This is a genomic window from Pinisolibacter aquiterrae, assembly GCF_019160155.1.
Taxonomy (GTDB): Bacteria; Pseudomonadota; Alphaproteobacteria; order Rhizobiales; family Ancalomicrobiaceae; genus Pinisolibacter; species Pinisolibacter aquiterrae.
This window is the reverse complement of sequence record NZ_JAFNIH010000033.1, coordinates 39,511-53,609: the sequence shown is the minus strand read 5'-3', so window position 1 is coordinate 53,609 and position 14,099 is coordinate 39,511. Positions and strand designations below refer to the sequence as shown.

General features: G+C 61.4%; 11 protein-coding genes and 1 pseudogene. 7 read left to right on the top strand and 5 right to left on the bottom strand.

The annotated features are described in order from the left end of the window. Window positions 1–371 (top strand): annotated as a pseudogene (locus J3S89_RS13580) (hypothetical protein); the annotation flags it as partial. A 14-nt stretch (window positions 372–385) separates the two neighbouring features. On the opposite strand, the gene J3S89_RS13575 reads toward J3S89_RS13580, so the two are convergent. Further along, the gene (locus J3S89_RS13575; RefSeq protein WP_217928134.1) at window positions 386–799 is read right to left on the bottom strand and encodes a helix-turn-helix domain-containing protein; all 414 of its coding nucleotides are present in this window, start codon (window positions 797–799) and stop codon (window positions 386–388) included. Between the two features lie 323 nt (window positions 800–1,122). Here J3S89_RS13575 and repA point away from each other — a divergent pair, with 323 nt between their 5' ends. The 6 genes from repA to J3S89_RS13545 all read left to right on the top strand — a co-directional run bounded on the left by repA (window position 1,123) and on the right by J3S89_RS13545 (window position 8,151). Further along, the gene (gene repA, locus J3S89_RS13570) at window positions 1,123–2,334 is read left to right on the top strand and encodes a plasmid partitioning protein RepA (protein WP_238483854.1); all 1,212 of its coding nucleotides are present in this window, start codon (window positions 1,123–1,125) and stop codon (window positions 2,332–2,334) included. 202 nt (window positions 2,335–2,536) lie between these two features. Further along, window positions 2,537–3,544 (top strand): plasmid partitioning protein RepB, encoded by a 1,008-nt coding sequence (gene repB, locus J3S89_RS13565; protein ID WP_217928130.1) that lies wholly within the window; start codon window positions 2,537–2,539, stop codon window positions 3,542–3,544. A 191-nt stretch (window positions 3,545–3,735) separates the two neighbouring features. Next, window positions 3,736–4,965, top strand: a complete 1,230-nt coding sequence (gene repC / locus J3S89_RS13560) for a plasmid replication protein RepC (RefSeq protein WP_217928129.1) — start codon at window positions 3,736–3,738, stop codon at window positions 4,963–4,965. A 420-nt stretch (window positions 4,966–5,385) separates the two neighbouring features. Then, entirely contained in the window at window positions 5,386–5,859 is a 474-nt protein-coding gene (locus J3S89_RS13555; protein ID WP_217928128.1) for a hypothetical protein, read from the top strand. 883 nt (window positions 5,860–6,742) lie between these two features. After that, a complete protein-coding gene (locus tag J3S89_RS13550) occupies window positions 6,743–7,498 on the top strand; it encodes an ABC transporter permease (RefSeq protein ID WP_217928127.1) in 756 nt (251 codons plus the stop codon). Beyond that, window positions 7,495–8,151 (top strand): ABC transporter ATP-binding protein, encoded by a 657-nt coding sequence (locus tag J3S89_RS13545; RefSeq protein ID WP_217928126.1) that lies wholly within the window; start codon window positions 7,495–7,497, stop codon window positions 8,149–8,151. Before J3S89_RS13550 ends, J3S89_RS13545 begins: the two co-directional genes overlap by 4 nt. 9 nt (window positions 8,152–8,160) lie before the next feature. On the opposite strand, the gene J3S89_RS13540 is transcribed toward J3S89_RS13545, so the two are convergent. The 4 genes from J3S89_RS13540 to pseB all read right to left on the bottom strand — a co-directional run bounded on the left by J3S89_RS13540 (window position 8,161) and on the right by pseB (window position 13,699). After that, a complete protein-coding gene (locus tag J3S89_RS13540; RefSeq protein ID WP_217928125.1) occupies window positions 8,161–9,438 on the bottom strand; it encodes a KpsE/RkpR family capsule polysaccharide export protein in 1,278 nt (425 codons plus the stop codon). 198 nt (window positions 9,439–9,636) lie between these two features. Next, window positions 9,637–11,448, bottom strand: coding sequence for a cytidylyltransferase domain-containing protein (locus tag J3S89_RS13535; RefSeq protein WP_217928123.1), 1,812 nt, complete (start codon window positions 11,446–11,448; stop codon window positions 9,637–9,639). 11 nt (window positions 11,449–11,459) lie between these two features. Then, window positions 11,460–12,626 carry a UDP-4-amino-4,6-dideoxy-N-acetyl-beta-L-altrosamine transaminase gene (pseC, locus tag J3S89_RS13530; RefSeq protein ID WP_217928122.1) on the bottom strand — a complete coding sequence of 389 codons (1,167 nt, stop codon included), beginning with the start codon at window positions 12,624–12,626 and terminating at the stop codon, window positions 11,460–11,462. Next, a complete protein-coding gene (gene pseB, locus J3S89_RS13525) occupies window positions 12,623–13,699 on the bottom strand; it encodes a UDP-N-acetylglucosamine 4,6-dehydratase (inverting) (RefSeq protein WP_217928121.1) in 1,077 nt (358 codons plus the stop codon). Before pseB ends, pseC begins: the two co-directional genes overlap by 4 nt. Between the last annotated feature and the right edge of the window lie 400 nt (window positions 13,700–14,099).

Below are 14,099 nucleotides of genomic sequence, written 5' to 3'. Positions count from 1 at the left end.
TAGCTAATCTGTTCTTTCGCGGGGCGCTGGCGGCGCTCGCACCGGACGGCCCAGGCACCATCATCGTCGGACTCGGCGGTCTCGTCGTCTACTCGGGGCTTCTCTTCACGCTCCTCACCTTCAGTTCGGCCTTCATCGGCCAGGTGCCGGAACTCGTCATGAGTTGGGTCGACACGCACCTCGTTCACCGACGTGACGGTGCGGCTCACGTCGCGTCCGGGTTCGGCGGTTGGCTGCCGACGCGGACCGCCGCCGTTGCAGGCGCGACAGGGAGAGCGATCGAGGGGGCAGGCTCCGAAATGTCGAAGCGGCGGCAGTTGCTGTCGCGGCAGAGAGGTGAACGACCCCCGCGGCAGGGAGGCAACCCATGACCGCCGAGGATTGCTCAATCATCCTGTTCGACGGCGAGGCCTTTCACCAGTTGGAGGATCAGCGCTCGCTTGCTCGAGCTGGCGATGCGGTTGAAGGCTCGGTTGAGCTCCCACCCCTCGCGGGTTTCGAGGAAGCGCCGAAGGGCTGCCTCCTCGTCATCGATTGCCGGGTCGAGGATGACGTATGCCTCCTCGTCGACGTCTGCGCAGAGCCATGCGATCGGGATCTCCAGCGCCCGGGCGAGGTCGATCAGCTTGCGCGCCGAGACCCGTGTCGTCGCGCGCTCGTAAAACGAGATGGCCCGCTCGGTATCGCCCGTGAGCGCTGCAAGGCCCCTCTGAGTGAGCCCGCGTGCTTGGCGATGGTGCCGGAGGCGGGCCGCGACGGCGCGGTCGGCGTCTGTGATGCGGGGCGGGGTGTCGGGCATGGGGCCGTGGGCTCGCGGCGGCGATGGTTCGGGACGAGGTGGGCTGCAGGGGGCAGAGCGCTCGGGGCGATGGATAGCAGTTTTTGTGGGCGTTTGGTCCATTGCAGGAGGTCGACTGACTATTCCTTCAGCGCGATGGGAGGAGGCAGATGCTGCAAGTAACGGAACTCGCTGTGGTCTTGGGATTGGAGAGCGTCTAGATCCGCGATCCGTTAAGGACTCGTTAACCCTATTCTCGTTGCTGCGCGGAGGGAATCATGGCTTATGTATCGAGACGGAAAGAGTGCGTCTTACGTTCTAAAAGCGTCTGAAAGCGAATGTCGATGAACCAAGCCATTCCCGACCCCCATGAGACGACATCAGCTCGGATTACGCGTCGTGCAGATGCGTTGTCGCGCCGTCTTCGAGCGGTCGGTGAGCGGGTATTTCCGCCGACTGCTCAAAAATCGCTTCGGTCGTTCTCGTCCGGGGAAGTGGCGGAAATCGTGGGCATCTCGGACGGATATCTACGCCAGTTGTCACTCGATGGCCTTGGTCCGGTTCCTGAGCTGGGTCCGAGCGGGCGGCGCTCTTACACACTTGAGCAGGTTGTGGATCTGCGTCGTTATCTTGCGACAGCGCGCCCCAAGGATGCAGTGAGATTCTGGCGTCGGCGGCGTGAGGGCGACAAACTTCAGGTCATTACCGTCGCCAATTTCAAGGGCGGTTCCGCGAAGACCACGACGTCACTCTACCTTGCTCAGGGTTTGGCGTTGAGTGGCCTTCGCGTTTTGGCGATCGATCTGGACCCTCAAGCATCTTTGTCCGCGATGTTTGGTCTCCAGCCCGAATTCGATATCGCGGAAAACGCGACGCTTTACGGTGCCATCCGTTACGACGGTGAGCGCGTTGCGATGAAGGAGGTCGTGCGCCCGACCTATTTTACGGGCATCAGCATCGTGCCGGGCAATCTCGAGCTCATGGAGTTCGAACACCAGACACCTCGCTACATGATGGAGAGCCGGAACCGACCCGACGAACTCTTTTTCCGGCGCGTCGCGCGTGCGATCGCTGAGGTCGACGACGACTTCGATGTGGTCGTCATCGACTGCCCGCCGCAACTTGGTTTTTTGACCATGGGTGCGCTCAATGCGGCAACGGGGATGATCGTCACCGTCCACCCACAGATGGTCGATGTTGCATCGATGAGCCAGTTCCTACTCATGACCTCGGACCTCATTTCGGTGATTGAAGAGGCTGGCGGAAGTTTGGATTATGACTTCTTGCGCTTTCTCGTCACGAGACACGATCCTCGAGACGTCCCGGAACAAGAGATCGTGGCATTGATGCGTGATGTGTTCGACGCCGACGTGTTGGCGGCGTCCGCGTGGAAGTCGACCGCGATTGCGAATGCGGGCCTGACGAAGCAGTCGCTCTACGAACTGACGCGAGGCTCTGTTGGGCGGTCTGTTTACGATCGAGCCATGGAATCGATCAATGCCGTCAACGAGGAGATCATGGATATGATCTTTTCAGTGTGGGGGCGTCAAAAATGATCGAAGCACCCGCCCTCTTTCTCGCAGCGCCGGTGTCAGATGACAACGGCACACTTTCTCGCCGTTTGATGAGTGCAAGAGCGGTCCGATGGATGCTGTTGTCTGCTGACAACATTCATCTGGCGCGATCCCACTTCGTCGGCGAGTGGGGGCGTCTCTCTCATCAGCAACGCGCATCACGTCCGGCCCGCGGAGGTGCATTTTGAGCAAGCGAACCCAGTCCATTCGCTCGATGTTTTCGTCCCAACCGGACGAAGCGTTGTCTGCGGACAACAATGCTGCGATCCCACGCGTGACCTCAGGGGCAGTGAAGTCCCTGAAGGACACATTTTCAGGAGTTGAGCGGGACTACCAAGAGCTTCGTGACAGAGTTGCAAGCGGGGCTGTCGCGATCGATATCGACGCGGCCCTGGTCGACCCCTCCCCGTTCGCCGATCGCTTTACGGAGCCAGCCTCAGTGTCTTTCGAGGCTCTGAAGTCGTCGATTGCCGAAAGAGGGCAGGAGATCCCTATTCTGGTTCGGGAACACCCGACAGCAGCGGGGCGATACCAGAGTGCTTACGGGCATCGTCGCGTTCGGGCACTGCGCGAGCTCCGCCGGCCCGTCAAGGCCTATGTTCGATCTCTGTCCGACGAAGAGTTGGTCATCGCACAGGGGATTGAGAATTCGGCACGTGAAGATCTGAGTTTCATCGAGCGTGCGGTTTTTGCCTTGCGGCTGGAAGACGGTGGATTCCAACGTTCTGTCGTGCAGTCCGCGCTGTCGATTGATAGAGCGGAAGCCTCCAAATTGATTGCGGTAGGGAAGGGTGTGCCAGCAGAGATTATCTCAGCAATTGGACGCGCCCCCAAGATCGGGCGTGGCCGCTGGCAATCGTTCATCGAACGGCTCCAAGAGCCGGGCGCAATCGAGCGCGTTCGAGAGCTTTTTCACTCGGAGCAGGTCAGGACCAAGGAGACTGATGAACGGTTCACCATGGCATTCGCAGCCGCAATGAGGCTGCCCAGTGGTGAAGCGAAACCGTCTTCGGACGATGGGGTAATCGCGAGAAGCGTCGACGGACGAGAGATCGGGAAGCTCACGCGTTCCCCCAAACACTGCCGCATTCAGCTTGAGCGAGCGCACGATGATGCTTTCGCCGATTATCTGATGCGGAGACTGCCTGAGCTTTATCAGGCGTATGCCGAGGAAAGGAGCCAAGAGAAATGAACTGGGGCTTATACCTCAACCACTGAACCAGCAAAGAAAAAAGGCCCCCGAAACGGATCTCGGAAGCCCCTTCTCGATCTTTGGCGAGTTTGAGAATCGCATTTCCCTGATTCGCAGTCAAGTCCCGAGGTGGACACGATGCGTCGTTGACGGCGGGCGGATTTTCTTTGCCTGAACGAAGGCAGAGATTCATGCAGTCCTATCAGTCCCGCACGCCATTTGGCGCGCGATCATTGACGCTTGCTCATGTGGCGGCGCAGTCCAAGGCGGAGGCGCGAGCCCCCGAGAAGGTCGTCCACAAGTGGGAGGTCTTCCGTTCGATCTGCACTGCCAAAGCCAGGCTTGGGGTCTCCGAGCGGGCGTTGGCGGTGCTCGACGCGCTCTTGAGCTTCCATCCGGAGACGACGCTGTCGGGTGACAAGCTCGTGGTGTGGCCGTCGAACCGACAGCTGGCGCTCCGGGCCCACGGCATGGCGCCGGCGACGCTGCGCCGGCACATTGCTGGCCTCGTCGACGCAGGCCTCGTTGTCCGCCGCGACAGCCCCAACGGCAAGCGCTACGCCCGCAAAGGGGAGGGGGGCGAGATCGATCAGGCCTTCGGCTTCGATCTGACGCCGCTGGTGGCGCGCGCCGCCGAGATCGAGGCGCTGGCGGAGGAGGTCCGAGCCGCCGAACGGGCACTGCGGCTGGCGCGCGAGCGCATCACGCTGTGCCGCCGCGACATCGCCAAGATGATCGCGACCGGCATCGAGGAGGGCATTCCGACGCGCCGAGAGGGCAGGGGGCCGGCCGACTGGAGCGAGATCCACGCCCATTTCCGCTCGATCGTCGACGCCATTCCGCGCCGAGCCGGGCAGGCCGAACTGGAGGCGATCGCCGACGATCTCTCCACCCTCGCCGACGACGTGTTCATGTTGTTGGAAACGCACGAAAAAGACGTGATTACGAGCAGCGATGAGTCCCAAATCGAGCGCCACATACAGAATTCAAACCCACACATCTCCACTGAACTTGAACCTCGCTTCCGAGAAGTGAGGGTTGAGAGGGCGGAGATCGAGCCACGAGCGTCGAGGCTCACGGATGGAGCCTTCCCCTTGGGGATGGTGCTCCAGGCCTGTCCGGACATCGTCGACTATGCGCGAGACGACATCTCGAACTGGCGCGACTTCCTGGCCACCGCCGCCGTGGTGCGGCCGATGCTCGGGATTTCGCCGAGCGCCTGGGAGGAGGCGAGGGGGATCCTGGGCGAGGTCCAGGCGGCGGTCGTCGTCGCGGCGATCCTGCAGCGCCACGCGATGATCGCCTCGGCCGGCGGCTACCTGCGCAGCCTGACCCGCAAAGCGGAGGAGGGGCAGTTCAGCCTCGGCCCGATGCTGATGGCCCTGATCGGCAACCGTAAGCGCGAAAAGGCGAGGGCATGAGGAGGGGCGAGTTTGGATCGGACCGGAGGTTTCTATCACGGGTGAACCGCCGCGATCGAAGCCTCACTTATTCAAATAAAATCAATTTGTTGCAACGTCGATTGGCTTGGGTGTTCGATGTCGAACCGCTACGATAGGCCTTCTACGGGCAGGGCCGGCGTCGAGGAGGAGGACCATCGGCATGGCGTGTCGCCAGTCCACCAGATCGACGCAGCCGGGGTCCTTGGCGAGGCGGAAGAGATTGCCCGTCGGCATGGCCGGCGACCCAGGGCTCACAGCGTGCAGACCAGCAGTTACCAGAATTTTCTAGCCGAGTCGTCCAAAGACGGGGATCGCGTCAGTTAGGTTGAAATACTGTAGCAATATGCTAAAGAAATTTCGCCTTTGACGTCCTGTCGGGCACGAAGCGAGAGGCGAGAGATGGACGCTGCTACGCGTATCGTTGCAGATTATTTGCGGCTCGAAAAGAAGTGGCTGAACGGGCCGGACTTGAGTGTTGCGACGGGCAGCGACGTGTCGCTCGTGGCGGTCAATCCTGCCGACATGCAGCGCTATCATTTGGAGGTCGAGCTCGGTCGAGCACCGTTGGAGATCGACAACGATGCCGACATGAAGGCTTGGCTTCAGACGCGGTTTTTCGGCTCCGTGCGGGAAAAGGCGCTGCTCATGCTCGCCTTTTCTCCGTCGCACCTCACGCGCATCCTGGTGACGCGCAGCTGCTCCGACGTGTGTCGCAGTGCCTGTGAAGAGCTGGGAATCGAGGTCTGGTTCTTCTCGGACGTAGTTCTGGAGTTGCGAAATGCGGCTCGCCAACGCGTCGGGGCGAACGATCACGACGGCCGTTACCTCCAGCTCCTCTTCTATCCGCCGAAGAATGCAGCCGTTCCTCGGTGATGGCCCCAGGCCGGCCTGCCACCGGCGCGGCTCGTTCGGCGGATCGTCCAAACACCAGAGCACTTCGAAGGGACGCACCGTAACCGGTGCTTGGCAATTGCTCATGGAAGCGGTGGCGGCGACGGCGATCTCTGCCTCTCGTTCCACCCTCGGAATGTGGACGCGGTGAGCCAGTGTCGCTTTCGACATGAGGAAGGCGACACTCTACCGAGTCGCTGGCCTTAAGCTGCCCCCTCACGATTCTCGGAACGGGATATGGCTCGGGGAGGGATCGAGAGTTTCGAACTCGAGATGTCCTCCCTGCCGGACTCGCGGCGGTGGGATCTGTAACTCGATCGTCTTCTCGACTCGGAGGCTGCTCGTCGTGCATAATGCCGTTGATTTGGAACGAGCTTTGGGCTGAACGACAGTCGCTGTCGCCGAGGAGCGTCCGACGCAACCCCAATTGTGGCCGAGCCTACTCACTATCGCGGTTGGCGCTTCCGCCCTGATTGCCGGCCACTCGTGGAGATTTTTGCGGAGCGTATCTCCCTCGGGGTTTCCGGCTTCGCCGCGCCGAACAGGTCGTCGGCGCATCGCGCTCATTCTCCGGTGAACTCTCGCCGTACACGCCTGGTGTGCGGCTCGTCATTCCAGGCCGGTTTCGAGAGACATCGGCGATCGATCGACGAATCGGCCTGCGGTGCGCCCCCAACCGGGAGCGAACTCCGTCGATCGGACGGCTTCGCCTGCGCGGTTTACGCCTCGTGGGAGCGATTCCTTCCGACAGGGGCCACCCATGGCGAGGCCTCGCATTTTCGCCTATATTCACGCAGATTGATCTTTCTCTGACAGTGGTCGCCGTGCGCTCGCTTCCACACGAAGGTCCTTCGGAACGGTCCCCATGAAATCCGGAAATGCTCTTTTGGCCCTGACCATCCGCGACTGGGGATCGAGAATCGGTCATTCTCCGGCCGAGGCGCTTTGGACGTTGTTCGAGCCCACGATGCATATGCTGTTCTACCTCATGCTGGTCGGCCTCGCGCCTCGCCGGCCTCATACGGGTGACAGCTTCGCGCTTTTTTTCGCCACGGGTCTCGTTCCCTACTTTCTCTGGCAGCGCATCTTCTTCCGTATTTCGATTTCGATGAATATGTCGACGCTCTTCAATTTCGCCCGCGTCACCTTCGTCGACATGATCCTCAGTCGCATCATCATCGAACTCATTTTGTGGATATGTAACATCATCATCGTTGCGATCGTCATTTATATGCTCGGTGATCGCGTTTCAATCGCCAATTACGTCGTAGTCTTCGAAGCTGTTTTGATGTTCATCTTCCTCGGCATGAGCTGGGGCGTCCTCAGTGGCTTTCTGGTTGCTTTCATACCGTTCTGGCCGAAAGCTGCGAACCTGATCAACCGCTGTATGTATTTCAGCTGCGGCATCTTCTTCGTCCCCGATCACTTGCCGCCGTTCATTCGCGACGTCGTCTATTGGAATCCACTCCTGCACGTGATCGAGTTCGGGCGCAGCGGCGTCTACTATGGATACGACAGCCTCATGTTGAATCTGGCGATTCCGTTGACGGTATCCCTGGTCATGATCGCGATCGCCGCAGTCATCCAGCATACGGCCATGGAGCGGTTCCGGTCGTCATGATCACCTTCGTCGATCTGCGAAAGGCCTTGGGGCGTGGCAAGAAGGCGAGAGTCGTCCTCGATCATGTTACCGCGGAGTTCGTCCCGGGCGTTTCCTACGGTGTTCTGGCACGGCCGGGCGAAGGCAAGACGACGCTGATCCGGCTGCTTTGTGGTGCCATGGGGCCCGACTACGGCCGTATCGAGCGGAATGCGACCGTGTCCTATCCGATCGGTTACAGCGGCTGGCTGAGCAACGAATTGAGTGGGGCGGAGAACGTCGCCTTCATGGCGCGTCTGTTCGGTCGCGACGTCGACGAGTTCATCGACGAGGTCTTCCATTTCGCAGAGCTGGCGCCCAAGGCCGACAAGCCGTTGCGAGATCAGAATCCGGTGCAACGTTCCAAGCTCTGTTACGGCATATCGTTCAATCTGGATTTCGATTTCCACCTTGTCGACGAGGCGATCGGCGTCGGGAATGCGACGTTTCGCGCGAAGTGCTTCGACCGCCTGATGGAATTGCGCGATCGCTCGGGGCTGATCGCGACCGGGTCCAACTGGACCGTTCTCACCCGCTTCTGCGACGTCGGCTGCGTGCTTCATCAGGGCCAACTCGAAATGTTCGAGTCGCTCCAAGAAGCCCGGAAATTCCTCGATTGGATCGCGCCCGAATGATCACGCGGCTCAGGAGGCGCGCATGCGATCGATCAGCGAATGGGAAATGACCAGCAGCATCATGTAGAGGCACAGCCCGACGCCGAGAGTGATCAAGACGTTCTTGACGGGGGTCGGGAACACCGGCGTTTCGGGAAGGCTCGGTTCGACGAAAGTCGCCAGATAGATCTGTTTGCGTTCCGCGTCCCGGCGGGCACGCTCGAAGGCCTCGAGCGCATTCGTATAGGCCTTCTCGGCGATCTGCTGCTGAATTTCCAGTTCCTGATAGCGAGAGAGGACGTTCGCCAGCGATCCGGCCTGCGCATTGACGGAGGCGAGACGCTCCTCGGCCTGTCGGATCTGCTCGTCGAGTGCCTGCAGGCGCGTCCGCGCAGCAACGAGCGACGGAGCGGACGTCGACATCATCACCTTCTGAGAGTCGATCTCGGCCTGGGCCTTGGCGCGATCGTTCTTCATCTCCTTCAGGCTGGACATCAGACCATCGATCTCCTTGGCGGGATCGACGACGTGATTGGCGTTGCGGAAGGCCTGCAGTGCGGCGCGGGCGTCGCGCAGTCGCGACACTTGCCGTTCCACGTCTTCGTTCGCGCGCGACTGTGCTTCGTCGCGCGCTTTCGACGAGAGCTGATTGACGAGCCGTTCCGATGCCGCCTGCAGTCCCTTGGCGATTTTGAGGGTATCGGTCGGCGTCATCGCTTCGACCATTACCGTGACGATGCCGGTCAGTGGATCGAAGCTGCTGTGAAGGTGAGAGCGCCAATAGGGCAGGAAGGCATCAATCGACGCCGGGCCGGTGTAGCGAGCGAAATAATCGATGTTTGGCGACGAATAGACCTTCAACGGGTCGATCGTCGGCCGGATGGCCAGAATTGCATCGCGGCTGCGCAGAAACTCGCTCACGATGTAGGAGTTCGCCATGACCAGCGCCGACGCGCCGGAAGCGTTGGTGCTGCCCAGGGCACCGCCGATGGAATCCGTCGCCGGCGCATCCCATCCACGAATCGAGAATTGGACTTCGGAAGAATAGCGATAAGACGCATAGGCGGTCGTGTAAACGATCATCGCCACCGTCGGTAGCACGACGACGAGCAGGAACAGTCCGTAGGTGACGAAACGGCGCATTCGCCGATAGGCATCGATCCTCGGAGCGCGTCGATAGGGCGTCGCGACCTGCAGCGAACCGGACTCGGTCTGTGTCTCCAGCGATCTCCCGGTCGGTGTGGCCGGGCGAAGGAAGCGTGATGAAACGCCGACGAGAGCTTTACCGATGAGAGAGTTGTCAGACATCCATGGCCCGTCGGGTTGGCGACCAATCTCAAGTCATCGCCCGGGCGCAACCCGGATCGACGTTCGAAACGACCCGTCCCTCTCGCCGGCCAATCGGCTTCGCAGGGGGGGCGCAGAGATCGCTCTGGGCTCGCGCCCCTCTCGTCAGGCGCGGCGATCGCCGGGCGCCGTGTCGATCCGGGTCACTCGCCCCTCTCGTCAGGCGCGGCGATCGCCGGGCGCTGTGTCGATCCGGGTCACTCGCCCCAAGAGTTCGATCAGAGCGGGATCGGCCTTGTACTTGGGAGCAATGTCCCCGTTTATTCCGGCAATTTCGGGGCACTCGTCGAGCACCTCGAAGATCGCACGGATGTCGGCCTCGCGGTCGCGTCGTGCCAGTTCGGCGAACAATGCTTCATACATCGCGAGATCTTCCGGATAGTCCAGCGTCAGGCGGTGGTCCCGGATCAGAGCGTCGGGCAAATCGACGATCGAGATGCGAAAATGCTCCGGATTGTTCTCGAAATAGAGGTTCATGTACTCCGAGTATTCCGCTCGGCCCTTGAGCGCGAGCACACGCTTCATCGCCTCGACGTTGATGATGTGAGCGCCGGTTCCGACAGCCTCGCGACGCGACCGAGTGAAGTCGGCGCCCGTCTCGAAGTGCCGCTGCAGCAGGTATTCGATGACCTCGGCCGAGGGGGTCGGACAATCGGCGGTGACCCGACAGATCACGTCGATGTCGTGCGCCTCGCAGACGTCGAGATAACGCCGAAGCACGTCGTCCGGGTCGCCTCGATGGAACAACGCGCGTCCACCGAGAGTGTACTCGCCCAGGACCGCATCGTCTTCGTGGGTCGAGGTCGCCAGGCAGACGAGATCGAGCCCTCTGGTGCGCAACACACCCTCGAGGCAGCGCTCGACCGAAGGCATGCCGGCAATCGGCAGCAACGCCTTCTTGGGCAGGCGGGAAGACTTCATCCGGCAGGCGACGATGCAGGCGACGCGCGCCTTCCGGAATGCATCCGGTGGCAGAGCGCTGCCCGCCGGGATATCCCGGGCGGCGATCATGCGGTCGTGGATCTGAGCGGTCGTGAGAGCGGAGTATGTCAGACCGTCCTGCGGCGAACGGCGGAAGATCACGTCGCCGACGGAGACGAAACGACCGCGCGCGAGTGTGTGTGCCACCAACGGCTTGACGAGGCTCTTGCGCAGATACTCTCGCTCGGCCGGCGCGACGAACCGTTCGCCGAACAACAGCGGCAGGCTGGCCAACTCGATCTGGAGAGCAGCGATCTCGGCCGGCTCCAGAGCCGACCAGCCGTCGTAGCGGGTGCTGGCGCGATCGAGACAAACGTGCTTTTCGACGATATGGCAGCCCAACGCGGCCGCCAGGAGCGGCACCCGCTTCGCCATGTCGAGTTCGCCTGCGATGTGGTCGGCAAACGCCAGACGCAGATCGGGAAAGCGGGCACGGATGACGGCGATCTTGTTGAACAGCGTATCGGAAAGCTCGGTCGGATAGCCTTGGAAGCCGATCTGCAGCGTGAGCGTGCGATGAGGCACCGCCAGAATGCGATCGACGACGACCTCGAGATCGGTCAGCTCATAACCCGAGACGTTGACCATGACGTCGACCGGGGTGGCGCCCTGCGCCTCGGTGAAGGCGGCGAGAACCTCGCGGTTGTCGACCATCGAGGCCTGGAATTTGACACCCGCGATGCGGGCCTTGTTGGCCGCGAAGACGGCCGCACAATTGGCGTCGGCCATTTCGAGCCAGACCGCGCCGATCCGTTCGTGAGCGGTGTCGATCACGCGTTCCCAAGTCACCGCGTCGAAGCCCAGCTGCCGATAGAGCTCGTAGGCCGAGAAGTCCGGCGTGGCCAAGGCGTCGGCAGAGATCGGATGAAACTTGATCGCGCGACGTGGATAGGACAGGGGCGCGAGAGCGTCGATCACCCGGAAGATCTGTTCGACGTCACCACCGTGAAAATTCGCGACTTCGTAGATCAGCAGGGGCGCTTCGGCCATGTCTTCGCCTTTCAGCTGTTCGACTTCGCAAGCTTCCGCACGGTCTCGATGACGTAGTCTTGGTCATTGCGGGTCAGGCGAGGATGCAGCGGAATGGTGATCGCCTGGTCATGATAGGCTTCCGCCGCAGGGCAGAGGCCGGGTCGGAAGCCGAGATCGGCGTAATAGGGCTGCAGATAGACCGGAATGTAGTGGAGGTTGACGCCGATGTCGGCGGCCCGCATCCGATCGTAGGCCTCGCGACGCGACAGGGCCGCATCCTTCGGCCACCGCAGCACATAGAGGTGCAAGGCCGAACGAGCGTCCGCAGAACGACGTTGGGTGCCGATATCGGTTCCGGCGAAGGCTTCGTCGTAGAGGAGCGCGCGCGTTTCGCGACCGGCGATGTAGTCGTCGAGACGCTTCATCTGACTGGTGCCGAGCGCCGCCTGGATGTCGGTCATGCGGTAATTGAAGCCGAGCGTGACCTGCTCGTAGTACCAGCCGCCGGCGCTGCGACCGCGCATCAAGCGCTCGTCGCGGGTCATGCCATGAGACCGGAGCAGGCCGAGGCGATCGGCGAGATCGGCCCGATTCGTGGTGACGGCGCCGCCTTCGCCGGTGGTGACGATCTTCACCGGGTGGAAGCTGAACACCGTCATGTCGGAGTGCGCGCAGGCACCCACACGGTGGTTTCCGTAGGAGGCGCCGATCGCGTGGGAGGCGTCCTCGACCACTGCGAATCCATACTCGCGAGCCAGCGCGGCGATGGCGGCCATATCGCAGGGCTCGCCGCCGAAATGGACCGGCACGACGATCTTGGGCAGACGCCCGCCCGCGGCACGGGTCTCGGCGAGTTTCTTCGCCAAGGCCTCGACCGACAGATTGAGCGTGTCGGGGTCGATGTCGACGAAATCGACCGATGCGCCGCAGAACAAGGCCGCGTTGCTGGTCGCGAGAAAGGTGTTCGGCGACGTCCACAGAACATCACCGGGGCCGAGATCGAGCGCAAGATAGGCGATGTGCAGCGCGGAAGTGGCACTGTTGACCGCGAAGGCGTGTGCCGCGCCCGTCACCTCTCGGACCGCCGCCTCGAAAGCCGGCAGCGCCGGCCCCTGGGTCAGAAAATCCGAGTCGAGCACGGCGAGGACCGCGTCGCGATCTTCCTGTGTGATGTCCTGTCGGCCGTAGGGAATCATGCGGACAACGCCTGAACGACACGTGCCGGCGCTTCGAGTTCCGGCGTGATGTCCGCGCGCGGATCGAGACAGGCTACGCGATTGTACGCGAGGATTTCCTCCGCCCCGAGGAAGATGTCGTTGGTATCGGAACGATACTCGAAGTCCACCTTCGCTTCCCAGGCTCTCTGGCCCAGTGCGTTGACCGAGTAATCGGGCGTCCGGTTGCCATAGGAGATGGTCGGACGGATCACGTAGTGATCGTCGAACTCGAGCGTCAGGTGACCGTCTTCCTCCGGAACCATGACTTCATGCAACTTTTCACCCGGACGAATGCCGATGTGATTGATCGGCAAGTGGGGCGCCATCGCCTTGGCGAGGTCGACCATGCGCACCGACGGGATCTTCGGAACGAAGATTTCGCCACCGTGCATACGGGCGAGATTGCGGAAGACGAAGTGCACGCCTTCGCGAAGGGTGATCCAGAAACGCGTCATCCGCTCATCGGTGATCGGGAGAGAAGTCGCCCCGTCGGCGATCAGGCGGTTGAAGAAGGGAACCACCGAGCCCATGGAGCCGACGACGTTTCCGTAGCGCACCACGGAGAAGCGCGGTGAGTTGTCCATGAAGGTATTGGCTGCGACGAACATCTTGTCCGAAGCGAGCTTGGTCGCGCCGTAGAGATTGATCGGCTTCGCCGCCTTGTCGGTCGACAACGCGATCACACGCTGGACACCCAGCTCTCGCGAGGCTTCGATCACGTTGGAGGCGCCGCCGATGTTGGTTCGAACGCATTCGTCGGGATGGAATTCGGCGATCGGAACGTGCTTCATCGCCGCCGCATGGATGACGATGTTGCAGCCGCTCATCGCGTCCTTGAGTCGACGAAGATCCCGAACGTCACCGGGGAAGAACTCGAGCCGATCTTCGCCGGCCCATTCCTGCTGCAACACAAAATGTTTCTGTTCGTCACGAGAAAAGACGACGATTCTCTTCACGGATCTCAACCGAAGCAGTTCAGCAATGAACTGCTTTCCAAAAGATCCCGTTCCCCCGGTGACGAGATAGGAATCCCGTGCGTCTAATTTATCCATCTACCGACCCCCGGAATCTGATATTGGCGTTCAACCCTGCTGCTATCGACTGTGGCCAACATGCAGCAAGATTTTGAGAAGGTGTCGATCGACACTTCAAGACGCACCGTGATGCAGCTTGCTGTACTCTCTGCGCGTTGGAAGATCAAGGCACGATGCCTCGGCTGCATGGCTCTCCTTGCGTTAAAAAAGCGTTGATGTTGCGATGAGTCCTCACCGGGATAAATCCCCACTGCGTCGGCCACCTGAGCGGCTCGGGTCGACGTGAACGGCGCGAAGTGCGGTGCGGCGCAACTGATCGGCCCGTCGAGCATGCCGCGCAAGAGGCTCATGCGCGATGAGCCTTCGACGCACTGATGACGTCGTGATTCTTCGATTCGTCCGGTCGGCTCTTGGGGGA

Excerpts from the sequence above, each read along its gene's own strand:
- J3S89_RS13540 (WP_217928125.1), bottom strand. The coding sequence starts at position 9,438 with ATGTCTGACAACTCTCTCATCGGTAAAGCTCTCGTCGGCGTTTCATCA.
- J3S89_RS13535 (WP_217928123.1), bottom strand. The coding sequence starts at position 11,448 with ATGGCCGAAGCGCCCCTGCTGATCTACGAAGTCGCGAATTTTCACGGT.
- pseC (WP_217928122.1), bottom strand. The coding sequence starts at position 12,626 with ATGATTCCCTACGGCCGACAGGACATCACACAGGAAGATCGCGACGCG.
- repA (WP_238483854.1), top strand. The coding sequence starts at position 1,123 with ATGAACCAAGCCATTCCCGACCCCCATGAGACGACATCAGCTCGGATT.
- J3S89_RS13550 (WP_217928127.1), top strand. The coding sequence starts at position 6,743 with ATGAAATCCGGAAATGCTCTTTTGGCCCTGACCATCCGCGACTGGGGA.
- J3S89_RS13555 (WP_217928128.1), top strand. The coding sequence starts at position 5,386 with ATGGACGCTGCTACGCGTATCGTTGCAGATTATTTGCGGCTCGAAAAG.
- pseB (WP_217928121.1), bottom strand. The coding sequence starts at position 13,699 with ATGGATAAATTAGACGCACGGGATTCCTATCTCGTCACCGGGGGAACG.
- repC (WP_217928129.1), top strand. The coding sequence starts at position 3,736 with ATGCAGTCCTATCAGTCCCGCACGCCATTTGGCGCGCGATCATTGACG.
- J3S89_RS13545 (WP_217928126.1), top strand. The coding sequence starts at position 7,495 with ATGATCACCTTCGTCGATCTGCGAAAGGCCTTGGGGCGTGGCAAGAAG.
- J3S89_RS13575 (WP_217928134.1), bottom strand. The coding sequence starts at position 799 with ATGCCCGACACCCCGCCCCGCATCACAGACGCCGACCGCGCCGTCGCG.